Annotated in this window: 25 protein-coding genes; 9 read left to right on the top strand and 16 right to left on the bottom strand. The window is 45.8% G+C overall.

All coding sequences use genetic code 11. The annotated features are described in order from the left end of the window. Nucleotides 1-105 precede the first annotated feature (105 nt). The 3 genes from B051_RS0120370 to B051_RS22550 all read right to left on the bottom strand — a co-directional run bounded on the left by B051_RS0120370 (nucleotide 106) and on the right by B051_RS22550 (nucleotide 2,105). Nucleotides 106-543, bottom strand: a complete 438-nt coding sequence (locus tag B051_RS0120370) for a plasmid mobilization protein (RefSeq protein ID WP_018480090.1) — start codon at nucleotides 541-543, stop codon at nucleotides 106-108. 771 nt (nucleotides 544-1,314) lie between these two features. Beyond that, a complete protein-coding gene (locus tag B051_RS0120365) occupies nucleotides 1,315-1,608 on the bottom strand; it encodes a hypothetical protein (RefSeq protein WP_018480089.1) in 294 nt (97 codons plus the stop codon). 347 nt (nucleotides 1,609-1,955) lie between these two features. Then, the gene (locus B051_RS22550; protein WP_018480088.1) at nucleotides 1,956-2,105 is read right to left on the bottom strand and encodes a hypothetical protein; all 150 of its coding nucleotides are present in this window, start codon (nucleotides 2,103-2,105) and stop codon (nucleotides 1,956-1,958) included. Nucleotides 2,106-2,187: 82 nt separating this feature from the next. Between B051_RS22550 and B051_RS0120355 the strand changes: the two genes are divergently transcribed. From B051_RS0120355 to B051_RS22280, 3 genes are read left to right on the top strand one after another with little or no spacing between them, the layout of a single operon-like run. Beyond that, nucleotides 2,188-2,559 (top strand): ArsR/SmtB family transcription factor, encoded by a 372-nt coding sequence (locus tag B051_RS0120355; RefSeq protein WP_018480087.1) that lies wholly within the window; start codon nucleotides 2,188-2,190, stop codon nucleotides 2,557-2,559. A 9-nt stretch (nucleotides 2,560-2,568) separates the two neighbouring features. Beyond that, on the top strand, nucleotides 2,569-3,180 hold the full coding sequence (gene merTP / locus B051_RS0120350) for a mercuric transport protein MerTP (RefSeq protein ID WP_026236563.1): 612 nt from the start codon (nucleotides 2,569-2,571) through the stop codon (nucleotides 3,178-3,180). Continuing rightward, the gene (locus B051_RS22280; RefSeq protein WP_071594927.1) at nucleotides 3,177-3,389 is read left to right on the top strand and encodes a GDCCVxC domain-containing (seleno)protein; all 213 of its coding nucleotides are present in this window, start codon (nucleotides 3,177-3,179) and stop codon (nucleotides 3,387-3,389) included. Before merTP ends, B051_RS22280 begins: the two co-directional genes overlap by 4 nt. A 330-nt stretch (nucleotides 3,390-3,719) precedes the next feature. Here the strand turns inward: B051_RS22280 and B051_RS21760 are convergent, their stop codons facing one another. From B051_RS21760 to B051_RS21750, 9 genes are all read right to left on the bottom strand, one after another. Continuing rightward, a complete protein-coding gene (locus B051_RS21760; RefSeq protein ID WP_018480085.1) occupies nucleotides 3,720-4,661 on the bottom strand; it encodes an ArdC family protein in 942 nt (313 codons plus the stop codon). A gap of 244 nt (nucleotides 4,662-4,905) precedes the next feature. Continuing rightward, on the bottom strand, nucleotides 4,906-5,370 hold the full coding sequence (locus B051_RS0120340; protein ID WP_026236562.1) for a JAB domain-containing protein: 465 nt from the start codon (nucleotides 5,368-5,370) through the stop codon (nucleotides 4,906-4,908). A gap of 1,151 nt (nucleotides 5,371-6,521) precedes the next feature. Continuing rightward, complete coding sequence (locus tag B051_RS0120330) at nucleotides 6,522-7,643, bottom strand: hypothetical protein (protein WP_018480082.1); 1,122 nt, start codon at nucleotides 7,641-7,643, stop codon at nucleotides 6,522-6,524. Nucleotides 7,644-7,789: 146 nt separating this feature from the next. Next, nucleotides 7,790-8,026: a hypothetical protein gene (locus tag B051_RS0120325; RefSeq protein WP_018480081.1), complete on the bottom strand. Its 237-nt coding sequence runs from the start codon at nucleotides 8,024-8,026 to the stop codon at nucleotides 7,790-7,792. After that, entirely contained in the window at nucleotides 8,023-8,646 is a 624-nt protein-coding gene (locus B051_RS21755; RefSeq protein WP_018480080.1) for a Fic/DOC family protein, read from the bottom strand. Before B051_RS21755 ends, B051_RS0120325 begins: the two co-directional genes overlap by 4 nt. Next, on the bottom strand, nucleotides 8,646-9,056 hold the full coding sequence (locus B051_RS0120315) for a hypothetical protein (protein WP_018480079.1): 411 nt from the start codon (nucleotides 9,054-9,056) through the stop codon (nucleotides 8,646-8,648). The genes B051_RS21755 and B051_RS0120315 overlap by 1 nt, the downstream gene beginning before the upstream one ends. Before the next feature lie 345 nt (nucleotides 9,057-9,401). Then, nucleotides 9,402-10,043, bottom strand: coding sequence for a hypothetical protein (locus B051_RS0120310; protein WP_018480078.1), 642 nt, complete (start codon nucleotides 10,041-10,043; stop codon nucleotides 9,402-9,404). Between the two features lie 464 nt (nucleotides 10,044-10,507). Continuing rightward, nucleotides 10,508-11,689, bottom strand: coding sequence for a DUF3800 domain-containing protein (locus tag B051_RS0120305; RefSeq protein WP_018480077.1), 1,182 nt, complete (start codon nucleotides 11,687-11,689; stop codon nucleotides 10,508-10,510). 78 nt (nucleotides 11,690-11,767) lie between these two features. Continuing rightward, nucleotides 11,768-12,457 (bottom strand): recombinase family protein, encoded by a 690-nt coding sequence (locus B051_RS21750; RefSeq protein WP_018480076.1) that lies wholly within the window; start codon nucleotides 12,455-12,457, stop codon nucleotides 11,768-11,770. Between the two features lie 445 nt (nucleotides 12,458-12,902). On the opposite strand from B051_RS21750, the gene B051_RS0120295 reads away from it, so the two are divergent. The 4 genes from B051_RS0120295 (at nucleotide 12,903) to B051_RS0120280 (ending at nucleotide 15,313) form a co-directional block, all read left to right on the top strand. Continuing rightward, a complete protein-coding gene (locus tag B051_RS0120295; RefSeq protein ID WP_245539676.1) occupies nucleotides 12,903-13,217 on the top strand; it encodes a four-helix bundle copper-binding protein in 315 nt (104 codons plus the stop codon). A gap of 222 nt (nucleotides 13,218-13,439) precedes the next feature. Continuing rightward, entirely contained in the window at nucleotides 13,440-13,877 is a 438-nt protein-coding gene (locus tag B051_RS21745) for a DUF305 domain-containing protein (RefSeq protein WP_169336233.1), read from the top strand. A 186-nt stretch (nucleotides 13,878-14,063) separates the two neighbouring features. Next, entirely contained in the window at nucleotides 14,064-14,693 is a 630-nt protein-coding gene (locus B051_RS0120285) for a DUF2911 domain-containing protein (RefSeq protein WP_018480073.1), read from the top strand. 170 nt (nucleotides 14,694-14,863) lie between these two features. Further along, nucleotides 14,864-15,313, top strand: a complete 450-nt coding sequence (locus tag B051_RS0120280; protein ID WP_018480072.1) for a DUF305 domain-containing protein — start codon at nucleotides 14,864-14,866, stop codon at nucleotides 15,311-15,313. Between the two features lie 149 nt (nucleotides 15,314-15,462). Here B051_RS0120280 and B051_RS0120275 read toward each other — a convergent pair whose 3' ends face one another. Further along, a complete protein-coding gene (locus tag B051_RS0120275; RefSeq protein ID WP_026236561.1) occupies nucleotides 15,463-16,524 on the bottom strand; it encodes a hypothetical protein in 1,062 nt (353 codons plus the stop codon). Nucleotides 16,525-16,697: 173 nt separating this feature from the next. Between B051_RS0120275 and B051_RS0120270 the strand changes: the two genes are divergently transcribed. Continuing rightward, nucleotides 16,698-16,937: a hypothetical protein gene (locus B051_RS0120270; protein WP_018480070.1), complete on the top strand. Its 240-nt coding sequence runs from the start codon at nucleotides 16,698-16,700 to the stop codon at nucleotides 16,935-16,937. A 195-nt stretch (nucleotides 16,938-17,132) separates the two neighbouring features. On the opposite strand, the gene B051_RS0120265 is transcribed toward B051_RS0120270, so the two are convergent. Continuing rightward, nucleotides 17,133-18,311, bottom strand: a complete 1,179-nt coding sequence (locus B051_RS0120265) for a potassium channel family protein (RefSeq protein WP_211214364.1) — start codon at nucleotides 18,309-18,311, stop codon at nucleotides 17,133-17,135. A 154-nt stretch (nucleotides 18,312-18,465) separates the two neighbouring features. On the opposite strand from B051_RS0120265, the gene B051_RS0120260 reads away from it, so the two are divergent. Beyond that, entirely contained in the window at nucleotides 18,466-21,096 is a 2,631-nt protein-coding gene (locus B051_RS0120260; protein ID WP_245539677.1) for a multicopper oxidase domain-containing protein, read from the top strand. Nucleotides 21,097-21,475: 379 nt separating this feature from the next. On the opposite strand, the gene B051_RS21740 is transcribed toward B051_RS0120260, so the two are convergent. Both B051_RS21740 and B051_RS0120250 read right to left on the bottom strand, forming a co-directional pair. Next, complete coding sequence (locus tag B051_RS21740) at nucleotides 21,476-22,177, bottom strand: DUF305 domain-containing protein (RefSeq protein ID WP_018480067.1); 702 nt, start codon at nucleotides 22,175-22,177, stop codon at nucleotides 21,476-21,478. Between the two features lie 92 nt (nucleotides 22,178-22,269). After that, nucleotides 22,270-24,381: a copper-translocating P-type ATPase gene (locus B051_RS0120250; protein WP_026236559.1), complete on the bottom strand. Its 2,112-nt coding sequence runs from the start codon at nucleotides 24,379-24,381 to the stop codon at nucleotides 22,270-22,272. Nucleotides 24,382-24,391: the final 10 nt, after the last annotated feature.

The raw sequence follows: 24,391 nt of genomic DNA, 5'->3' as shown, positions 1-24,391 counted from the left end.
TTACTTATTAATTCTTACTTATTAATTCTTACTTATTAATTCTTACTTATTAATTCTTACTTATTAATTCTTACTTATTAATTCTTACTTATTAAATAATAAATATTATTTAAACTTCTTGAACCTTGCAGCAGCAATCCGAAGAAAAGAGCGAAGCGCCTTGACCAATTCTTTTTCTATGATACTAAACTCTATCATGTGTCTGTTAAAATCGGCAAGAAACTGCATGTTTATCATATTGTTTGCCTTCAGGTAATTGACATACCTGGCTACCTGATTGATATTGTTACCAACCCTGCTGATCTCTGGGCCGAGCCTATCCAACACCGCGATTAACTCTTTAGGATTAGCAATAAAATCGTCAGGCTGCGCCAGCGCCTTCTTCCGCAGGTAAACGGACAATGATTCATGCCCTGCAGCCGTCATCTCAGCCTCCAGTTGCCTGTATTCGCTATCAGAAAAGGTCAGCTTTAACTGTCTGGCTCTCTTTAATTCAGGCGATAGTTTTGGACGCCCTCCCTTTGCTTTCTTAATATCTTCCATACATTCTTTGCTCAATAAAAGACACGAGTTGCGAGTGGATTTCCCCCTGCTGACAGCTACGCTGAAAGCAGGGCAAGAGGTTTTGAAGGACTCAAAACACATCTTGCAATACAAAGCCCTCCATACATCAAAAGAAAGAATTCCAGGCAAATAATACAAGGAAGGGGGGGGGGAGAGGAAGAGTAATACACCAAAGACGGAGCCATTGGGCAAGCTAGAGAGAATAGGAAAGAATGGATGATGACTACCTTCTGTAAAAAATATCTTCAGGTGCTAAATCCAACGGTACAAACATCTAATAATTATTAATTGTTAGATGTTAAATATTATTTATTATTTATTAACATAAATTCATTAGTTATTAAATAATAATTGTTTTTTTAGCTAGAAATATTTGCCAATTAAAGCAAGCAGCTTAATAGTCAAAGTTGACAGTTTGAGACGAAAAGCAGAAAGAATCAGAAAAGGGTAGACAGGTCGATGGGGGAGAGGTAAGGTTCCAGAAGCCTTCGGCTCTTAAAAGCCCGCACATGGCATATACTACTATCGCTATCGCATGAACTTACCCAAACCTCTGTAAAAAAATCACCCATGTAGTAGAGGCATACCTTGTACTCTCCATCAAGGCGGTTTGAAAGAAACTGCCCCTCATCCCATACCGCCTGTGCCCTGTCATCGATAGAAAGAATACTATTGAACTCATATAGATTCATAGGCGAAAAAGCGAGAGGTTGATCAATAGGGTAGTAGGCAGTTTAAAGCTTAGCAAGACTATAATTTACTTATTCCTTCAGCAGGTGCCGATTTATTGATCGTTTCTTGAAGTAAGGCAAAGAGCTTGATCGCATCTACATCCAGTAGTACCGCTAGGTCCAGCACCTCACTTACGCGGAAGGAACGGGGATCGTCAATCTTGTTTCGCAGTCGCTGGTTGTTTACACCTAGTGCTTTGGCCACGGGAGTATATGGCACGATATCAAACAGCTCAGAAAGGGAAGTCAGCTGCTCATTCTCGAGCATACGCTTACCTAACTCAAACTTAGGGCTCTTATCTTCAATTTGCATTGTCCTATAACTAACGAATACTAGTGGTTTATTTTAAGATAAAACATCTAAGGATAGATGCCTACAAATATATACGTAACATATACAATTTGATACTAAAAGTATTTGATAAGTTTATCGTCTATTCTTCTTGTACTTGTTCCTCAAGAGCAATCAAGACAACAGTAGTAGGAGGGAGGAAGATTAGATGCTCTTGTAAGCCACAAGTGCTCTCAAAAAGCAACTGCAGTGTTCGTCAAGCCTTTGATAAGATTGGAGAAATGGGTAGCATAAAAACAAGCAAATTTAGATAAAGCAGAGGTACAAATTCTCATAAGCTGCTTTATGTTAAATGGGGATGAAAGCGGCTATGCCATATAGCTTACATCTGACGCCATGGTAGGGTAGCTGAAAAGAAAGCTTTTCAGGTCTCTTGCCTTCATCCCTGCTTTCGCGCACTTCTTGGCCACGGCGGCACCGGCCATCACGGCACCAATCATAAACACATCGTATTTCATAGAAAATTCGTGTTGTTTAGACTTATTTAAGTATTTGCTTAAATACTTTTATGTTTGTAATTTTGTTGTATAAATATTTGAAATGAGGGAAGACAAAACATGTATCCGAGTATATGCCGATGAGCACCGGCTGAATCTGTGCGCTGAAAAGCTGCGTTCTGCAGAGACCATGATTCAGACGCTGAGCCAAGTGCTGAGCCTGGCCGGCAGTGAGACGAGGCTGAAGATCCTCTACCTGCTGGAGGAGGAGGGGGAGCTGTGCGTGTGCGACCTGAGCGACGTGCTGCAGATGACCATGCCCGCCGTCTCCCAGCAGCTGCGCAAGCTCAAGGACGGCGGCATCATCCAGAGCAAAAAAGTGGGGCAAACGATCTTTTACTCCCTAAAGCAGGAACACCTGGAAATCATAAAACCCCTTTTCAAGCATATCAGCAATAAGTTAGAACAAGCATAATCCCCTGCCATGAGAACATCCCCGACAAGACTATTAGGAACCGGCCTGCTGGCGGCCCTTCTTGCATCGCTCTGCTGCATCGCTCCCTTGCTGGCCCTGGTAGGCGGCGTCACCGGAGCCATCTCCGCCTTTGGGTGGGTGGAGCCTTTCAGGCCTTACCTAGCAGGCATCACTGTGGCCGTGCTGGCCCTGGCCTGGTACCAGCGGTTAAAGGCAAGGAAATCAGTCGTTTCCTGTGCCTGTGAGGGGGAGGCGAACCCTACTTTTTGGAAATCAAACAAGTTCCTGCTGGCCGTAAGCTGCGTGGCACTGCTCCTGCTGACCTTCCCTGAGTACGCGGGAGCTTTCTACAGGCAACAACCCGTTGCCAAAGCTGCCAGCGCGCAGACGGACTTCACACAGTCGGTAAAGCTGCAGGTGAAGGGCATGACCTGCGCGGGCTGTGAGGCGCACGTGAACCAGGAAATAGGCAAGCTGTCAGGTGTCTTCAGCGTGAGCACCTCCTACGAGAAAGGAAGTGCCGTTATCAAATATGACAGCACAAAGGTAAAGCCCATGCAGATCCTGCAGGCAGCCAAGAAAACAGGCTACACTGTGGCCATAGAGGATAAGAAGCCATGACGGATAAGACGAAAACAGCCTCCGTTCTTACCTGCCCGGAGTGCGGGCACAGGAAAGAGGAGCAGATGCCAACGGATGCCTGCCAGTATTTCTACGAGTGCGAGCAATGCCACACCGTACTGAAGCCCAAGCCAGGAGACTGCTGCGTGTACTGCTCTTATGGCACAGTGGCGTGCCCGCCCATCCAGCAGAACAAGAGCTGCTGCTGACCTATGCAGTCGTTTCCCTCTCCCTGCCAAAGTACTAAAACCTGACCCTGCGATTCCAGCCCCTGGGGGCGGTTTGCATTATAACTGGTGTTATGCTAAAAAAGATAAGATTTAAGAATTATTAAATGTTGCAGCTATAGAATGAGTAATCAGCTGAACTCATCCTTGCAATTAACCCAAAGCTACTACAGCAAAAGGAATCCCGCCGAAGGCGGGTCGCCATGGCTGAATTTCACCTTTCAAATTTCCGCAGTTAATTCCATCAGTATTGAAAATGAATGATCTTGCCTGATGTTACCAGGCAAGATCATTCAAAAATCATTCAAAAGGCTATGCTGCCATAGTTGTTGGTTCTGCCGCCAGATTACTTTCTGCCTGTAGGTTTAGGATATAGCTGGCCGCTTTAAAAGCCTTTGTGCTTGCATAGATGATCATGGTCTTATCGTCTTTAAACTTCTTCGCCCATCCCTGCAGGTAAGCTACCGAGTTTTCAAAAACCTCCGCTTTGATACCAGTAAAGGCGTTGAGGAAACTTGCTCCCATTTCGGCTATCAGTTCCTCCTTAGAGTAATTTATGTCGCCAAACCGGGCCGCCTTCTCTTCATCAGCAAAACGGTTAAGCCTGGTTTGATGGCCTGTAGAGTGGATCAGTTCGTGAAACAAAGTTGCGTGATAAGCCTGAGAGGAAACAAAGCTGCTCAGCTCCGGCATCTGTACCGTATCATTAAAAGGCGCATAGTAGGCCTGGGAGCCTCCGTGCAGAACTTTCGGGCGTGGCATAGGGTATTGATCCACCACCTCCTGACAAGCCTCTATTACCTGCAGATCGGTACGCTCATGAACAGAAGGGAGGGCAAACTCGATTCCTTCCACTTGATCAATATTGAATACCGTCCAAATAAAGGGGATAAATCTTCTCTGATACACCTCCTCTGTCTCTCCTGCAGTGCCTTTATCCTCCCTAGTATCACTTTTGGCGTAAACTTTCCAGTAGATGATCTGCGTTCCTTTCTCTCCCTTCTTTACATGCCCGCCTAGTTCTTTAGCCTGTTTATAGGTAAGAAAATAGGGCGTTTTAAAGCTTTTCTTATCAGTAAGGTAGTTCAGAAAGAAAGCATTGAAGCCTTCATAATAGCGGCCAGACACATAGTTTTTAGGCAATCCGTAAGATGTCCAAGGCTTTCTCCAGAATACCTGGCCTTGCTCTAATTGCTCGATGACCTCATTTGTTACCTGATCTGCCAGTTGAATGAATTTTTGATACGCGCTCATAACTTTTAGCTTTAGAAGGTTAAACAAAACTTATATTAATATATACGTAATGTATATATTAAGTTACATTTAGTATATAGAATTTATCCACAAAATAGAGTTTTTATTTCCCCTTATGTTAGCGCTAAATTGCTTGTGTGGTATTGTAGAACAGGCATTACTACAGAAAGAAAAAAGAAAACCCGCCGTCAGGCGGGCCGCTACGGTTGGTTTATCAGCCGAGATTTGAAGGAGTGAGGGACTTTTATAAAAGTCCCTCGTCTGCAAAAGAATAATAGTCCTCATTAGTAAGGATGATGTGGTCCAGAACAGCAATATCAAGTAAGTTACCGCCCTCCTTCACCTTTTTAGTAAGGCTGATATCTGCACTGCTTGGCTTTAAGTTGCCCGATGGGTGATTATGGGCTAAAACGATCCCACTGGCATTGGCTTTGAGCGCAGCGACAAAGATAAGTTTGGGATCTGCCACCGTACCGGCCACGCCACCGGTAGAAACCTCAAATATTCCCAGCACTTTATTTGCCCTGCTTAATAACATAACCTTAAATTGCTCGCGGAACTGTATGCTGCCCTCATCCCACAGCTGTAGGAAGAAAGTGTAACTGTCTTTAGAACTCGTAATCTGCGGGCGCTCGGAGGGCTTCACCTGGGGATGGTAGCTGAGCTTTACCTCTGCAATCTGACTGACGGTTGTTGAAGTCTGTTCCATACACACAAAATTTAAAAGCATTGACATGAAAGATATATTAATATATACGTTATGTATATATTAAGTTACATTATGTATGTATAATTTTTATGCTTTTATCTTATTTCTCCCGGCCCTGTGTAGGAATCTTTAGGCTTCATAGCTAGTCATTAAAGCACTGAACATATTTTAGCTGTTTTTGTGAAGAAGTTGTGTAATTTTCGCAGCGCAAGTCTCTTTCTCTTCCCTTTTGTTAAATCTTTATTGTTCACGAACCCCTCCGACATTTCAAATTACTATTTATAAGGAAGTATATAGAAGTATATATATTTAGTGGCAATACTTGAACGGCTGTACGGAATAGAGCCAATGGGCTGCATTATGGGTGTGACAATACTTGAATGACCTACTACTACTGAGGCAATACTTGAACAGCCTTGTAGAAGCGTGGCAATACTTGAATGCCTTGAGGCAATACTTGAGTAGGTAAAACAGCTATTATTGAGGGAAATAGCGAGTTTGTGGCGATACTTGAACGACTTGAGACAATACTTGAATGGATTGTGGCAATACTTGAACGGTTCCGGCTACTGAGGCAATACATGAACGACTCTGACAGAGTGAGGCAATACTTGAATAGTAAATATCCTCTTGGCTCAAGAAGGCATCCATAAGGTAAAAGATCGATTCGATACATTAAACCCGCCGCTTCGTATGGCTTGCAGTAACGCAACCTGTCCAGATATCCTCAGAAAGAACGCCTGTGGCATGCTGGAGACATTCGCTAGGAATTTCTATCATCATTATTCAAGTGCCTTCGTTAAGTTTCTGTACAGTAGAGACAAATCGTTCCTGTGCATAATGCCGATTCTCTCCACATTGCACGTTATAGAAGAATTGACTGCTCAGCTTGTCATACACTATATCGATAACGCTGCCTCTTTGGTCACCTAATCCTGTGAGCGTACCGCTTACTTCTACATCTTCTCCAAGTTTGTATTTTGCAAAAGTCATATCTCATCCATATATTAGATTGGCTCTTTATGTCTTGTATGCGTGGCAATACTTGAATAATAGGCTAGAACACTTGCTTAAAGTCCTTCCAAGGGCAATGTAGGGAGTTTCCATATAGACTTTAGTTATGCCCTGTGTGACAATACTTGAATAGCTTTTTAATTATCGTCGGAGAATAGACCTCCCCGAATAAGCTTTTTCGCCATTGCCAGTGTGATATCCTTGTTGTGCACCTTAAAATATGCTTTGCAAAGCTCATTTGCTTTGTGCGTAAGGTCCGCGTCCGAGTTAGTAAGCCAACGCTGAAAAGTATCTTTCTCTCCTGTGATCTGGACATGGTTCCCATAGGTATGGTGGAAAAGATCCCGCATACGCTCCAGCAGAGCAATGTAAAAGTTGTGATCCTCCTTCGCCTCCATAACCTCGTGGTACACGGAGAAGTCCAGACTAACCCAATAGAGCTCCTGGTACTTTTTAGTTGGATCCCCCTGAACAAAAGTATAGTCGAAAGGCAGTTTTCCTTTCTCCCGAATGTAGTCCAGTACCCTCTTCACACTTTTTTTCTTGAACCGAGGTTCCTCTGACTCAATATGGGCAACTGAGGCCAACAGATCTATAGGCAACTTTGTGATGCGTTTACCTGAACTAAGCAGCTGGTGACGCGTCTTGTAAAGGAAAATGTACAGGCTCTTACGCCCGTCGCCGCCACGCCCTTTTCCTACATGCTTGTAGCCGTTGGTGTCAATGGTATAGTACCTGCGGAAAAACCCTTCCATAAGCTCATCCGATATCCGGACATCGTAAATCTTGATGGTGTTGGTATGTCTGTCGATGCTAACCTTAATATCCTTGAGAATGGCAAAGTTCTTCAGCTCTATCACCTTATCCTGATGCTTATACTCGTAGGAGCGAGAGAAGATGATGTTATTGCTCAGCATGTGGAACAGGGCATAGTCAAAGGTTGTCTCAAACCTGTGACCGAAATATTCCGGCACTTCCGCTTTAGGGTTATTTTTGAACTTGGGGTGCACCTCACACAAGGTCTGCTTGTTACGCCCAGTCTCTTTGCAGAACTCTGAAAGCGTGAACCTCGTGAAACCAAAAAGGTCCTTTTTCATTTTCCTCGAAATGAAAACGATGAAATCTTTCACAATACCGGCATCTTCATCAAAGGACTTCTCAATGTCTCTGATGTTATCGGCTACGCTCCTGTCAATCCTACTCAGGAAGTAGGTCGGATCGCTTAAAAGGGCCTCAGAGGGTTTGTTCTCGTGTTGCATAAGTTACTAAAATACAGGTACGGATTGGCAACTCAGCCACTAGTACAGTCCTTCCTCGTCCTTATAAGGAACGGGTTGGTAAAAATCTTTGGGTAAGTTAAATTTTTTCAAAGTTAACAATGTACAAAATATAAATCTTTACAGAACTAACCTTTCTCGATCCGGATGCTGTACCCGACTTTCTGCAGCGTTTCCTGGGCTTTGATAAGCCTTGCCAAAAAGGTTTGCCTATAGCTCCCCTTCCCACGGCCAACGCCTTCATCCAGCTCTGCCAACTTCTCCCAGGTAAGGTTTGTCTCCTTGAACATAGCCTTCACCTCTGCGCTGATGTGAGTCTTAGCATCACACGTTGCACATGTCTCGCCTTGGTTGTTCTCACTCATAGTTTGAACCTGATAGATTGCTTATTCGATAAATCGACAGGCTCAAGGGCCTCCTTAAACAGCGGGTAAAAAGGGGAGGGGCCTTTGTTTCCGGCCGCAAAAGATGCCTGCTCTGCCTGTTGGTACTGCTGTTCCGAAACCTTGCGCCAGTTTATTTCATACCCCGCCTGTCGGGACAAAAGGGAAAAGAAAACCTTTAGTGTTCTGGTGTTTCCCTCGCGGTAGGGGTGAATGGCATTCAGTTCCTCAAAGAAATAAGATCCCTTCAATAGGAACTGCTCCCTGTCCAGTCCCTTTAAATACCCCGCCACCTTCAGCTCCTGGAGTAAGTGGTTGGCATAGGGCTCAATCATACGTGGCGCGGCATGTACAGCATTGCCTTTGGAGATCATCACACTCCGTAGCTCCCCTGCCCAGGGATAGACGGTGCCAAAGGTTTCCTTGTGGATCAACTGCCAAAGCGCTAAATTAAACTTTAGTTGGCTGACTAATTTACCAGGCAAAGCCAATACGTTATGCCTCCAATGAGTAAGCTCTAATTTGCTTAACTTAGCTGCGTCCCTAATGTTAAAATGATTGATCAGCACACTGGTGCCGGGATAGCAGTACCTGTCGTTCATTACAGATACTTTAAGTTGAATACTTCATTCATCTCCTCAGGCGTGATTTGTCCGTTGATATACAGCTCGTCCAGCACCTTGTTAAGCTCCTCCTCCTCGTAGCCCTCGCAGGCAGCTATGTGGTTTGTCTGCCCGAGTTGCTCCCTCCGTTCCTGGCGAACCATTTCCGATACCACAGGCCTGTCTCTGTACTGAGATAAAAGCTGCTGTACTTTCTGCTCCCTGACCTCCTGCTGTACTGTCTCCAGGCTTCTGATCAGTCCGTTGAAGTACTCTGCTATAGTTCTGTGATTGCGTTGGTTCGTGGCTTCTATGGCTTTGATGAAGTACATATCGTCCACGTTGCTCTGGTCATAGTTTTCCAGTATGATCGTGGTCCCGTTCTGCAAAATGCCTTTTACTCTGTTCATGCTAACTCAAGATAATGCCTGTACTAGTATACGAAATAGGCTTATCAAATGTAACAATATATTGTTACATTAACAAGTAGAAGTAGGCTTTACTTATACCCAGGAATGACCGAACATATTATATATTGATTAATAGAGTAAGGGAAAGCTTAATAAGTATTATTTATTAAATAATACTTATTAAGCAAGAGGAATCCATAAAAGTAATCTAACTAAACAGCGAGCAATATCATCGTGAGTAGAAGGGTGATATTTACGAATTAAAGCAGATGCCCTCTAATGACCTTGATATTGATGCCTAAAGGCAGCATTATCTGCTATATTTATACATCGATACCTATTATTTTAGCTTTTGCGCCACATTGTTATTGCCTGCTCAAATTGTACATGACAAGAGTTTGTCCACCACTTAAATGGGTACTTTCCCTTTTGTGTTACATTCAGATCAATGATTGAATTCCATGAAGACACTATGGGTTTGGCACCAGAAGGGTCAAGTAACAATAACCTAAAAATTTCCTTTTCTTTATTTTCTTCAAATCCAACAGCTAACATCCAATGCCCACCTCCAGAAAAATTTATTCCAACGATAGTAGGACGGTTCTCCCTTAAATGTTGAATTGTAAAATTGATTAAATCCTTATTCTTTGTTTCCCTAGTTTCTACGTCAATTAAGCTGCCATAACTATCTAATAGGATCTTCTCTAAATCATCTAGATAAGTACCATGTTTAAATAAGCTAGTATAATCATTGTTCAACTTATTTATCAGCTTGCCTAACCTTGTCCGTCCATCTGTGTTAAAAGCAATCACTTCATTTCTATCTGCTAATCCTAGAGCTAAAAGCCCCATAAGAATACTGTAAGGTCCACAAGCACCGTCAATAGAGCCTTGGTTTAGAAAAACCTCTTGTAAGTAATCCTTTCCATTGTTTGCCTCTGGTCCGCATTCAGTTGTTTCAAGCTGATCGATAATGTGTATTGCCATATTGTAAATTACAGGTCACAAGTAGAAAGAGGTTATTCCACTTAGCCAGTCGCGAATGTTATATAAATGGAATTGGATTAACGAATATACTAGATGTTCTAGTTATCATAAAGCAACTACTTCCAAATGTAATACCCCCGATAAAATTAATCAGTCAGTGTTAGCTTATGGAAGATCTTAAGTGAAAGAGAACGCTTAAAGGAGTAGTCATGGCAGGGCCGCGTTCTTCTTTTCATGGTAACTGGTTACTTATAAAGCACCTACGCTATGATGAAATAAAATAATTCTACAATTAAATATATTAGGCTTTACTTAAAATATATTAAATAATAATTATTACGTAATACATATTATGTGATTAAATTCTTGCTAGGAAGTCATCTTAATGCACTTAAGGTATAACTGTGACAGGCAGAAAGAGTGTTCTAGTATCTCCGAAAACACCGTACTTAAAGAACAACAATTTACTCGATTAAAGAGGCATGCTTCTCCTTATCCAGTGTTTTGATCAACTCATTCAAAAGCGAATAAGCAGAGTTTGATTGAAGCAGATCCACCTCCTGCACACTATTCACCATCAACTTTCGGTTACAGATATTGATGCGGTTAAGCATCGGAACAATGCTGTTGAGGTAACGGTTATAGAAGCCAGCAATATCTTCCACGCCGTCAGGAAGCTTATAGCCTGACTTACCTTGGATACTTGCGATTAGCACCCCGTTGTCGCGCAGGTGTTGAACACAAACCCGTAGCTGCTGCTCCGAAAAAGTCGGTAATCTTCTTTTTAGCTTATCGATGATCTCCCGTTTCTCGATGAGGCGGTCAGGCGCGGTGCGGAACATCAGGTACAGGTACTGCAACACGGCAAGCGCCTCCTCCGAAAGGCTGTTTCTACCAGAGAGTGCCTCTTGGGCGGACTCCGATGCTATTTTTCGAATAAGATGGTTCTTCTGCCGGTCTTCGGGGGTAGGGGAGAGGAGATAGTCTGTTCTTTCAAAAGGGAAAAAATCAATGAACGTACGGTCGTGCAGCAGATCGAACAGTGCGGATGCCTTTTCGTGGCTGTGACTGGTGCAGTAAATCTTGCCCAGGCAGCCAGAAAGAAAATCTGCCAGCTGCACCAGGGGCTCCTCTGCCTTATCCTCCACCAGGCGGTAAGAGCGCTCCGGCGTAAACAGATCCCGCTGGATAACCTTAGTTTCAATGTAATGGTGCAGGCTGCGCCGAAACTCTGGCCAGCCAAGCTGATCGGCATGAATCGAGAAAGCAGTGAAGTTTTTGGGAAACTGCTTGAGAAAGATTCTGTTGAAGTATTTATAGAACACATCATTATGATCAAAACCTGCTCCCTCCAGCTTGCTCTTGTTGATGACCATCCCCAGCACCACGAAGTCCAACTGGCGCAGCTCCCTTAATACCTCCAATCTTTTCCGGAAGCCCTTCTCATCATTGGGGATACGGCTGGACTTGATGGGTTGGCCTTGGAAGAAGCGTTGGCTGATCGTATCCCTTAGCAGCCGGGCCTGCTCCAGCTTCTTCTCATCCAGGAGAACAGCTGTCAGAACAAAATGGGAGAAGGTACCGGCTTTATCCAGGTTTAGGCTGGCGTTTCCGAATTCATCCAGAAAAATATGTACATGTTGCATAGGAGGAGTATAGGGTGATAACTCTTATGCCACATAAGATACAAAAGATGAAGCACTTTCAATATAAATATAGTAAGCCTAAACTATGCTGGTGAGGGCATCCGTTTGAAGCTGCCCTTGTCGGATGTGCAGCCGCTGTACGGTGATGGCAAAGAATTTCTTCCCCCTGCGGGTGGTGAAGCCATGGCTGTTAAGCCGGTCAGCAATTTGCTGATAGGTCATATCCTTTTCCCGATACATCTGGATCAGTTCCGTGGCCTGTCGGTTGGCTTTGTGCGATGCTGCGTTCTCCTGCCGTATCTGAAGTCCTTTCGTCCTGGCTCCCTGGGTCAGGTTCTCAGGCGTACCCAAGGCAAAACCCTGTAGCTTCTTTTGCTGGAGCGCGGCTCTGGTCCTGGAGCTGATTAACTCCCGCTCATGCTGGGCCAATACGGCGAAGATTCCGATGGTCAGGGTATTGGCATCGGGCATATCCACAGCAAGAAAGTCCACGTGGCTGTCACGCAGCTTAAAGATAAACCCGGCGTTACGACTGAGACGATCCAGTTTGGCAATCAGCAGCTGGGCCTGCTCCCGTTTGGCCAGGGCGATGGCCGCCTCTAGCTCTGGCCTATCGTTCTTCTTGCCGCTCTCCACCTCAATGTGCTCGGCAAGCAGCGCATCGCCGGGCTTGAGGAAACCCTTCACCATCTCGCGCTGTGACTCCAGACCCAGCCCGCTCTGGCCTTGCTTCTTTGTGGAGACCCGGTAGTAGGCCACGTACTTCATCTTCGCTACTCCTTATTATATAGGTGAAACTCGGGGGCGAAGATAGTTATAACATTTTACAAACGGACGTTTATAAAAGGTTATAAGCTGTAAAACGATGAATACTATTTGCCCTTCACTTAATCAAGTGCCATGTCATGTACTATAAGACGTAAAATTGATAAGAAGTAGGAAAGCTTTCAGAAGGGGATAATACAACCAAGGGAGTTGCCCTTTTTTCATGAGGAGGGCCTAACCGTGAAACACCAACTGCACCGAATGTGTCTCTATATTCCTGCAAATATACCCGATAAATATAATTATTAAAGCACTGTATTACTCAGGCAACCAACAGGGCGCATTCATGATTATATAAAAATCAGCTGGGAATGTATAAAACCATCACGGTAAGGGATGGGTATAACTAAGGACTTATAACCAAACAAAACAAACTATGAACATAACGATGAATAGAGAACTAGTTTCAGTGTTGGCAGAATGTGCCGCGGCCTGTAACTACTGTGCTGTCTCCTGTCTGCAGGAAGACGATGTGAAAATGATGGAGCGCTGTATCCGCCTCGATCTGGACTGTGCCGCTATCTGTAAAATGGCGCTGGATTATGTATCCCGTGACTCGACTATGAAGCGAGACGTGCTGGACCTGTGCGCCAGAGTGTGCCGCGAGTGCGGCGAGGAGTGTGAAAAGCATTCGCACATGGAGCACTGCCGTATGTGCGCTGAGGCTTGCCGACGCTGCGAGCAGGCTTGCCAGCAGGCGTAGTCATCTTTACCATGTTGAAGTGTATACTTCTGAAATTTTTACCCTGATTGCCCCTATACCTTATAGGGGTGGTCAGGGTATTTTTACTATAGCACGCTTGTGCGGCGAAAATTTTCACTGCAATAAGATGGGGCTTAATAAGTAAATTTCTATGTAGTTTTTTAACTACATAATCTATTATTTATGAAAACACATTTTATCAGTATCAGAAGCTTTGCTCTTATGGTAGTTGCTGTCTTCGTGTTCAGCAGCTGCGAAAATGGCCAGGATGTTGTTAGCCCGTTAAGTGCCAGCGCAGAGCAAGCTGCGAAAGGTCCATACTGGGAGGACGATAAAGCATTTGACAAGGAAATGCAGCAAATCATCAACTCCATGATGAAGATGATGAACCAGATGGAGATGCGAGAGGACATGATGGCTATGATGCACTGCATGCGTTCTGTAAAGGACACGCCTGATCCGGATGTTGATTTTGCGCAGCTGATGATCTGCCACCATGAAGGAGCACTTGCCATGTCAAACACAGGATTGAAGTGGGGGAATGATGAAATGGCCTTGGAGGAGGCTGAAATAATCATTGAAGAGCAGGCGCAGGAAATAATGGAGCTAGCCGCATTCTTAAATGAGCACGGTATACCGACCAAGCACCATAACATGTAGTAAGTCAGCCTGATTTGACTGGATATTTACAAGCCCGGCTACTGGAAACGTCAGCCGGGATTTTTATTTAAGTGCCGTTTCATCCGGAGTATAAAATTTGTAGCTTTAGCCTTCACTTACATTAAACAATAGGTAATGCTTACCTTGTCAAAGCCGGTTTAATACCCATACTGCAACCCTTATACCATGAACGCCAAAATTACAAACAGCTTTTTTGCTCTTATATTTTGCACCTCCCTGTCCTATTGCAACCAGGCAGCTAAAGAACTGGAAGTACCAGCAGAAGAAACACAGCACGCCAACCATACCCCTGAAATGAGCGAAGACGCTGTCATTATACAGGATCAACCGGAACCTGATACACTAAAAGGCAGTCTGAAAGCAGAAGCCCATGGTATGGTAGGCAATGCGCACCTGACCATCAATTACCATTCACCAGCCGTGCGCGGACGCAACATCTGGGGCGGCCTGGTAGCTTACGACCTGGTATGGGTGACAGGAGCGCACTCAGCCACCAGCCTGACAACGGATAAAGACATCACCATAGGAGAAAAGCTACTGCCAGCAGGCAAGTATGCCTTGTTCACCATTCCTGGAAAGGAGGAGTGGACTATCATCATCAACAAAAACTGGGAGCAGCACCTGACTGACGATTACTCAGAGAAAGACGATGTGCTGCGTTTTACCGTCAGGCCGGAATACACAGAACAGCCACAGGAGCGGCTCCGGTATCAAATCGTATCAGAGGCTAATGGCAAAGGTGCCATTAACATTCGCTGGGACAAGTTGAAAGTAACAGTACCCGTTGCTATGTAGGTGTAGCTAAGAAGTATCTTTTATTCATAAAGCCACTCCAACAGCTGTTGGAGTGGCTTTATATTTATAGGTGAACCTGAGCATAGCCATTTGGGTATACCTGAACAAGAAGCGACGTTGCTTACTGGAAAAGGCTTATAAGCGAACAATTATACTTTAACAGTTAAAAAATGGAAAAGGGAAATTATATGAAGTTTTTGTCGATGCTAGGCGTATCGTTTGTGATCATGTACGGGGTGATGTATTTGAATGCCGATAAGTTTGATCATGTGTACCTGAACCTTAACCGGCTCTATATGGCATTGCTCATGGTAGCTCCTATGGCACTTGTCATGCTCGGATTTATGTCCTCTATGTACAAAGATAAGAAGCTGAACAGTATCATTGTAGCTGTTGGTGTAGTAGCTTTTGCCGGTTCACTGTTCATGTTAAGGAAACAGGCCTTAGTGGATGATAAACAGTTTCTAAAATCTATGATCCCGCATCACTCCTCAGCCATTCTGGTAAGCCAGGAAGCAAACATAAAAGATCCCGAGGTGAAGAGGCTAACGGAGCAAATCATAGAATCTCAGGAAAAAGAAATAGCAGAAATGAAGGCAATCCTAACCAGAATGAGGTAAATCTTATACTGTATCTATGGCCGGATCTTAGTATTGGTGATGCATGTATAAAAACGAAGCCGCCTCATTACTGAGGGGCGGCTTCGTTTGATAATAAGGTTGACTATTTTACAACCAAAGAATAGTTTAGACCTGTTAAGTTTTTACTGTTAAATATTCCTGAAATGGATCTTGTTTTCATCTTCCCAGACACAAAGCGTTTTTTTATCCGGCATTTCAGCAGTTTCAATATAGCTGCCTTTCCCTACCACAGTTTCCGTATCTGCATTCAGGAATTTTAGTTTCAGATCTGAACCATCTTTCCAGGCAATAACCGGATTTGTTTTTCCGCTGATGCGGCAGTTCCGGCCTCTGCCAACTTGCACTTCCTGTTGGCCAGGCCTTGCATAGAAGATATTACCTTCCCGTTGCCAGGAAGTGTGAATCACATTCTTACTATCCAGTAGAATGCCCCCGCCGTCCATGGGACATCCTTCCAGTTTCCAGGTGCCATTCCCTAGTTTCTGTGGCTGAGAAAAGTGTTGTCCGTTGTCAATTGATTTGGTCAGGTAAAAATCTCTGGAACCATCTACCCAGTTTCTGAACATCAGGATTACCTGTTTGCCTTCCACGTCTATACTTGGCTTACAGCATTCGCACACGGTGCTATCTGGCGATACGTATACTATCTTGTTTTCTGACCATGCGGCGGCGTTTCCTGTAGTGGAGGCAAACACGATCTTGTTTTGTTTGGTGTTTCTTACATCCAGCCACACAGCATAAAAGGTGTCTTGTTCATCGGAGGCGATACTCATCAGGCCTTCTGGCACTGAGCCCGGTATGTCATTTACACCAGCTGCCTTTATCCACTTATTTATATCATGGTCCAGACTGTAGGTATGGATATTACCCTGCTTATCTATGGCGGTTACCACCGAGTAATTCATGGAGCTGGCAATCTGAGGCCCCATGGACATGCCCAGGTATAAGCCCTTCAGCTGCCCCACGAGTACAGGTTCTGAGAAGGTTTGTCCGTTATCTTTGGACGTGACGCAATAAATTCTGTCTTCCAAGCCATATACTACCCTGGTATCCCCTTTTGTATCTACTGCGATCTGTGGCTGACGACCTGCCAGGAGCAGGGTGTTTGTCGTTTCTTTTTCTGTTTTGCTACAGGAGGCATTTAAAATCAGAAAAAAGAGAAACGTTAGAAGCTGTAATGGTGCCCTCATTCTTTATAAGTATAAGACAAAGTATACTGTAAGATAAGAGAATTTTTGGAAAGATTCCGCTTGAAGGCAGGAAAGCGAATATGTCTGATGAATACATACAGGCCGTAAAGCGTAGCCGTTGCACAACCTGGTGTAACCAGTCGCGTTCATTTTAAGCAAAAACACATGTTGCTATGGAAGTAATCAAGTTCAAAACCAACGTAGAGAATGAGGAAGCTATATCCAGGGTAGCGCCTTACCTGGATAAAGAAGAAAGCATCAGCAGGTGGAAGCTAGATACTGGAAGCACAGAAAATATTTTAAGTGTCTCCGGTACAGACCTTGATCCCCAAAGGATTGAAAATGTTGTGCAGCAAGCAGGATTCAAAGCTGAAATCATCCGGGTTATAGGCATCGGTGGCAAGGACTTGTAAAACCGATAGCAGAAAATGTTAGGAATGCTTACCATTTAAAACCAGGCATACACTAAAATGATTTTAGTAAAACCCCAGCTGATAGAAGTAGATGCTAGTATTAAATTAATCCGGAAACCTAAATTCAGCTAAGCAGAGATAGATAATAGTGCGCCTCCATTTAAAATCTCACACAAGGTTGTGAAAGTGCTCGACTTACGATTGATACACTTCCTTCCAGGACCAGCCGTCCATTTCCAAAAGGGAAGTTAGCAGTCTCCGGCGGTCCTTCAGGGCCTGTTTGAAAATTTGTTCAACTTCTTCCCTCTTTTTAAGCGGAACTCCTTTCTCCTCCAGTTGCCAAAGATCAGGTGTAGGGGCATCTTCCTGGGGTGAAGTGTTCTTGAGGAAACCTTCTTTTACCATTTCCAGGTAAGAATCCAGTGCCGTTTGGAGCATCAACATTTTCACTTCACTCTTTTTATCATCCTCTGATACGGCCTGCTCGAAGAGCTGGTATGCCTCATCCAGCAGCACAACGGCGGGCGCAACAGACAACTGTGCTTGGCTGTTGTGAAAGTAATGAATTACAGGAAAGGAGTGGTGGTTCACCGTATGCTGCATTAGCATCTGGCATATGTCTGACACATTATCGAAAAAGGAGGAAAAGCCTTTCCCATCCCAGCTGTTAGCCAGAACCTGCTGTGGCGATTTACCCATGCTGTTGATGTAAAGACTAAGCTTACTCTGCAAACCTACGGCAGACAACACTTGTACAAAATAAGTGAGAGAGGCAGTTATAAAAGCTAAGCCAGAGAAAGCTGTGACACTCGTAATAATCCGCCACACATCATTTGATGCCTTATAATCTCCTACTCCCAAAGTGGAAAGTGTAAAACCGGCATAGTAGAGCTTCTCTAAGGGGCTGGCACTGGATAAAGTAGTGCTGTTTACAACAGAGTCTGGATCAGAAAGTAACAGCAGGAACAGACCTGCCCAAAGACCAAGAACCCAAGTCATAAGCGTGCAGGTAAGTATAGACGGCCCCGCATACTCAAGTAATTTGGATTTCCCATTCTTACCCGAAACTAAGAAGAAAATCTTCCATACCGCTCTGGATACCAATTCCGTAATCCGGCCGCCTCCGCTTGAAGAAAAGGTGGTCTTGATGATGTCCAGTGCGATTAAAGTATAAAAAAGAGTTCCCAGGAAGGGATACAGAATGTTCATAAAGTACATTGAATTGTTAGCACGTTCTTCTAAACGCAATAACAAATAGGGAGTTAAAAACATAGGGGTGGCAGATTCATGAAGCCCGGTAAGTTTAGGCTTGGAATCACTGTCAGGGCAGATGTTGCCTGTTTTAGAAGTCCTTGAGCTTTTGATAAAAGCCACATTATGTAAAAACAACTCATGAATATATAAAACAGATGGGTTTACGGAAAGGTATAACCAAGCACGCTTTCATAAGACTTATGGAAGCATTAAGTATGGAAACAAACGCTTTTAATTACTTTACTAACTTAAAATGTATAAACTTTTGATATTAGTGTTATTGCTCGGCACAGGGCACTACACTTTCGCACAGCACGAACAGCATAAGCCAACCCAACAGCAACAACAGACTGAAATCTATACTTGCCCGATGCACCCCGAGGTGCAAAGCACCAAGCCCGGTAAATGCCCCAAGTGCGGCATGACGCTGGTAAAGCAGAAATCAAAAGCCCCGGCTAAAGAGCAGCAGGCTCCGCCAAAAAAAGCAACCCAAGCCAAACCTGCTACACCTTCTAAAAAACCTGTGCAGCAGAAACAAGCGCAGCCGACTCAAAACAATGATCAACCTGCTCATAAACATGCACAGCCTACGCAGCAAAAGCCAGTCACACCTGTACAGAACCCGGAAGAAAAAGAGAAGCCCGTACATAAAGCAGGACATAAACCAGAGAGCCCGGGGCCAACATATAAACCGCGTACTGTGCGTTATGACCTCTATGTACGGGATACCCTTGTAAACTTTACCGGCAAAACCAGAAGAGCCGTGGCCATAAACGGCAGCATTCCGGCACCTGCCTTAACGTTTACCCAAGGCGATACGGCCGAGATCTATGTGCACAATGAGATGGATGTGGAAACTTCCATACACTGGCACGGGGTGTTCCTGCCTAACCGGTTTGACGGTGTTCCCTGGCTTACCCAAAAACCGATCAAACCTCACTCTACTTACCTCTACAGATTCCCGATCATCCAGAATGGTACTTACTGGTACCACAGCCATAGCGCCTTTCAGGAACAGAGTGGGATGTACGGTGCCCTGATCTTTAACAAGGTGAATGAACCGGATATGCCGGCTATACCTATTGTGTTAAGCGACTGGACTGATATGAACCCCAAAGAAGTATACCGGTCACTGCGCAGTGCCAACGATTGGTTTGCCATTCAGAAAGGTGCGACGCAGGGTTATGCGGAGGCCATCCGAAAAGGCTACTTTGGGACTAAACTGAAGAATGAGTGGAAGCGGATGGAAGCGATGGATGTGAGCGATGTGGCCTATGAGAAGTTTCTGACCAATGGGCAGGATATAGCAGAGCAAACGCATTTCACGGCCGGGGATGTGGTGAAGCTCAGGGTCGTCAATGGCGGCGCTTCCACTTACTTCTGGCTGACCTACTCCGGAGGCAAAATTACCGTGGTGGGCAACGATGGAAACGATGTAGAACCTGTGGAAGTGGACCGACTGATCATCGCGCCTGCCGAAACCTACGACCTGCTGGTCACCATACCTGAGAACATGCAATACGAGTTTCTGGCTACTGCCGAAGATCGTTCCAATACCACTTCGCTGTGGCTGGGCAGGGGCATGAAAATGAAGGCGCAGCGTTTAGGCAAACTGAACTACTTTGAAGGCATGAAGATGATGAACGACATGATGAAGTTGAACGGGGACATGGAGCCGATGGGTATGGAAATGAGCAACCAGCAAATGGACATGAACAGCGTGATGTACCCGGAGTCAGCAGGCCAGGACCATAGCATGCACGGAGGAGATGAGACAAAACCTGCTGCTGATACAAGCATGCAGATGAAGCAGCAAACTGACACCACCGCACACCAGGGCCATGACATGAAAGGGCACGATATGCAGAGCATGAACATGAGTGGCAGCGATGGCGAAATGGTAACCCTGAACTATGGCATGCTGCGGGCTCCTGAGAAGACAATGCTAAAACCCGGCCCCGTAAAAGAATTGCGTTTTGAGCTCACCGGCAACATGAACCGCTACGTGTGGACCATGGACAACAAGACGGTGTCAGAGTCTGACAGGATTCTGATAAAAAAGGGGGAAAACGTGAGAATCATCATGTTCAACAACTCCATGATGCGACATCCCATGCACCTGCACGGTCACGACTTCCGGGTACTGAACAAGCAAGGCGAATACGCGCCTCTGAAAAATGTGCTAGACATACTGCCCATGGAAACCGACACGATCGAGTTTGCAGCCTCGGAGAACGGCGACTGGTTTTTCCACTGCCACATACTCTACCACATGATAGCGGGCATGGGCCGCGTGTTTACCTACCAGAACTCACCCCCAAACCCGGAGCTTCCGAATCCTGAAAAGGCTCGAAAAATGTTTAACCGCGAAGACAAGGTTTTTCTGCCATCTGCGCAGGTAGGGTTGGAAAGCAACGGCAGCGATGGAGAGTTTATACTTGGCAGCTCCCGTTACCAGCTTTCCACCGAATGGCGGATCGGTTTTAAGAAAGAGTACGGTGTAGAAAGCGAGACGTACTTTGGCCGCTATTTCGGGAAAATGCAGTGGTTATATCCTTTCATCGGCTTTGACTATCACTACAATAGCGTAGAAAATGAGCCGGAGAATAATATGTTTGGACAGACAAGTAACCAGGATAACCGGAAGGTTGCCGTAGCCGGGGTGCAATATACGTTGCCGATGCTGATCGTGTCAGAAGCCAGAATTGACACCAAGGGTAAACTGCGTTTCCAGTTGCGACGCGATGATGTGCCGCTTACCAGCCGCCTGCGCCTGAATTTGATGGGCAACACCGATAAAGAGTACATGGCCGGTTTGCGCTACATCGTAACCAAGTATGTGTCGCTATCAACTCACTATGACAGTGACATGAAGTATGGCGCCGGACTTACGTTTGTGTATTGAAGCAACTGGGTTCGTAAATACTTGAAGCTGACTTGCTGGTATCTGATGAAGAAGAGCGGCTACTTATAATCTATATAAGTGCCGCTCTTATAGTTCCATAACTACAGGTTCTTATAATGGTGTCATTCTTCCAGGAAGTTACCATGTGGACTTATGCCTTTTAGGTACATAGGTTGTCACTTATGATGACCTACCACATACAAGGCTTAAGTTAAGTCTGTAAAACACTGCTACACCCCAGCACTGCCCCTGATCGTGCCCGATCGTGTAAAATGCGAAGGGTACTGCTACGGACTCTATTGTAGTTCGGCAAAGGCCACTGCTCCAGAATTGTAGTGGCCTTCCTTATGCTCTAAGTTTCTTTAGAGTTAAAAAATTACTACTTGTTCTGGTCAAGCCAATTTCTAAATTCTTTTATTTCTTTTTCCTGTTCATCAATGGTTTTTTGGGCCATTTGTTTCATCTCTTGGGTTTTACCTTGCTTCAAGAATGCTCTTGCCATCTCATTTCCCATTTCGTGGTGGTGTATCATCATCTGGGCAAAGCTGTGATCTGTATTTGCTCCGCTCATATCGCCCATGTTCTGGTGCATATCATCCATCATTTTGCGCATTGGCTGCATCATACGCATTGTACTGGCAGTGTCTCCTTTAGTGGGTTTGTGTGTTTTTGTAAAGTCCTGCAGCTTCTGGATATCTTCTTTATTCGTTTTCACTGTCTTTTGAGCCATCTCCTTCATTTTGGCATCGGTGCCATTGGCTATTTCATCTTCAGCCATGCGGATGGCTCCCTGATGGTGCATGGTCATCATGTTCGCAAAGTCATAGTCAGGATCTCCTGTCATTTTTGCTTTCATGGCATGCATTTCCTCCATATTCTGGTGCATGTGTCCCATCATGCCGCTCATCTCACCGGTATTCATGTTGTGCTGGGTGTTATCTTCACCCATCATTGAATCTGATTTGGCGTCAGTAGCTGTGGCAGTTTCTGCTCTGTTGTTTTCCTGGCTACAGGCTGCAAGAAGGAAGACTACCCCTACAAACAGCATTTTTGTTGGCAATTGTCTATTTATTTTTTTCATAGTTTTGAATTTATAGTGTTATATACGTGATGAATGAATACAATTAGGGAGTACGGAAGTTTGCACCGGTGTTTAGGGCATGCCTGCATAAACTATTTTATCTGCCGGCGCAGCAGTTGCGCATTGATCGCCACAATCACGGTGCTCAGACTCATTAGCGCTGCCCCCACGGCCGGCGATACCATGATGCCCTGCTTATAGAGTACGCCGGCGGCCAGGGGCAGCGCGATCACGTTATACCCTGTTGCCCAGATCAGGTTCTGGATCATTTTGCGGTAGGTGGCCTTGCCGAAAAGTATGAGCGAGGCGATGTCCTGTGGGTTGCTGTTCACCAGTATAATATCGGCGGTCTCGGCGGCTACGTCGGTGCCGGAGCCCACGGCGATGCCTACATCGGCCTGTGCCAGGGCAGGGGCGTCGTTCACGCCATCGCCGGTCATGGCCACGAACTCACCTTGGGCCTGCAGCTCCTTCACCTTCTCCTGTTTCTGGTGGGGCAGTACGTTGGCCAGGAAGCCGTCCATCTGCAACTGGTCACTCACGCTTTTGGCTACGCGCTCGTTGTCGCCGGTGAGTAGCAGGTTCTTAATTCCGTTTTGTTTCAGCACCCGTATGGCCTCGGCCGACTCCTCCCGGATTTGATCGCGCATGGCGATGTAACCAACCGGCTGATTCTCTACCAGCACATACACGACTGTTTCCACGCCTTCTTCTGCCTGGCTGGCGGGTACGGGGATATCGAATTCAGTGATATAGTTCGGGCCCACTACCTTCACATCTATTCCTTCCACTATACCCTCGAGCCCTTTACCCGGCAGGTAGGTAAAAGCCTGTGCAGGAGGCACGACTATACCTTCTTCCTTTGCCCGGCGTATGATACTTTGCGCGATGAAGTGCTCCGAGTTCTGCTCCACGGCAGCGGCCAGGCGCAGCATTTCCCGCTCGTCCATCGCATTGTCAAAAATCACGAGGGAGGCAATCTCATGGGAGCCCTGCGTAAGGGTCCCGGTCTTGTCGAAGATGACGGTTGTGATCTTGCGGGAGTTCTCGAAGGCGGTGCGGTTGCGGATAAGCAGGCCATTGTTGGCCGACACAGCCGTAGAGATAGCCACCACCAACGGCACGGCCAATCCCAACGCATGCGGACAGGAAATAACCATGACCGTCACCATGCGCTCCAACGCAAAAGCCAGGTCCTTCCCAAGTAAGAGCCACACGGCAAAGGTGCCAAAGCCGGCGGTCAGCGCCACATAAGTCAGCCACTTGGCGGCCCGGTCGGCCAGACGTTGTGTCTCAGACTTGGTTTTCTGGGCATCCTGCACCAGCTTGATCACCTTGTTGAGGTAGCTCTCCTTGCCCGTAAACTCCACCCGCACGCGCAGGGCACCGTTGCCGTTGATGGAGCCGCCGATCACTTTATCGTCCTTATTCTTTTTGACAGGTTTGCTTTCGCCGGTGAGCATGCTCTCGTTCAGGTGGCTTTCTCCGTCTTCCACCACGCCGTCGGCGGGAACTTTCTCGCCCGGTTTTACCAATATTAAATCGCCCTTCTGCAGGTCTTCAATACGCACTTTTACGGTTTCGCCATCCCTGATGAGCATGGCCTCGGCGGGCATCATGCTCACCAGCAGTTCCAGTGCTTTGGAGGCACCCAGCACGGAGCGCATTTCAATCCAGTGCCCGAGCAGCATGATCACAATCAGTGTGGCCAGCTCCCAAAAGAAGTCCATGCCCTCCAGCCCGAACACAATGGCAGTGCTGTAGAGGTAGGCCACCGTAATAGCTACCCCGATCAGCGTCATCATACCCGGTACTCCTTTCTTCACCTCTTCGGCCAGACCCGTCAGGAAGGGCCACCCGCCATAGAAATAGATGATGGACGAGAGCACGAAGGCGATGTATAGGCTGTAAGGAATGTCCAGTGAGAAGCCCAGGATGTGCTGCACCATCGGGCTGAGGATGATGACAGGCACAGACAGCACCAACGATACCCAGAAGCGCTTCTTAAAGTCCTCTATCATCATGCGGTGATGGTCGTGGCCGTGTTCACCGTGCGGTGGATGTCCCGAGGTGTCGTGGTGCATGGCATGCTCGTGGCCGTGCAGCATTTTTTCTTCCAAGTGTTCTTTGGCTGCTTCTACGTGATTTTCAGCTTGTTTTTTGGGACCATGGTGATGATGGTGATGCCCAGGATTGTTCTTCATAACTATCTGA

The sequence above is a fragment of the Pontibacter roseus DSM 17521 genome, assembly GCF_000373265.1.
Lineage (GTDB): Bacteria > Bacteroidota > Bacteroidia > Cytophagales > Hymenobacteraceae > Pontibacter > Pontibacter roseus.
The sequence above is the reverse complement of the archived record's forward strand: the minus strand, read 5'-3'. Positions and strand labels throughout refer to the sequence as shown.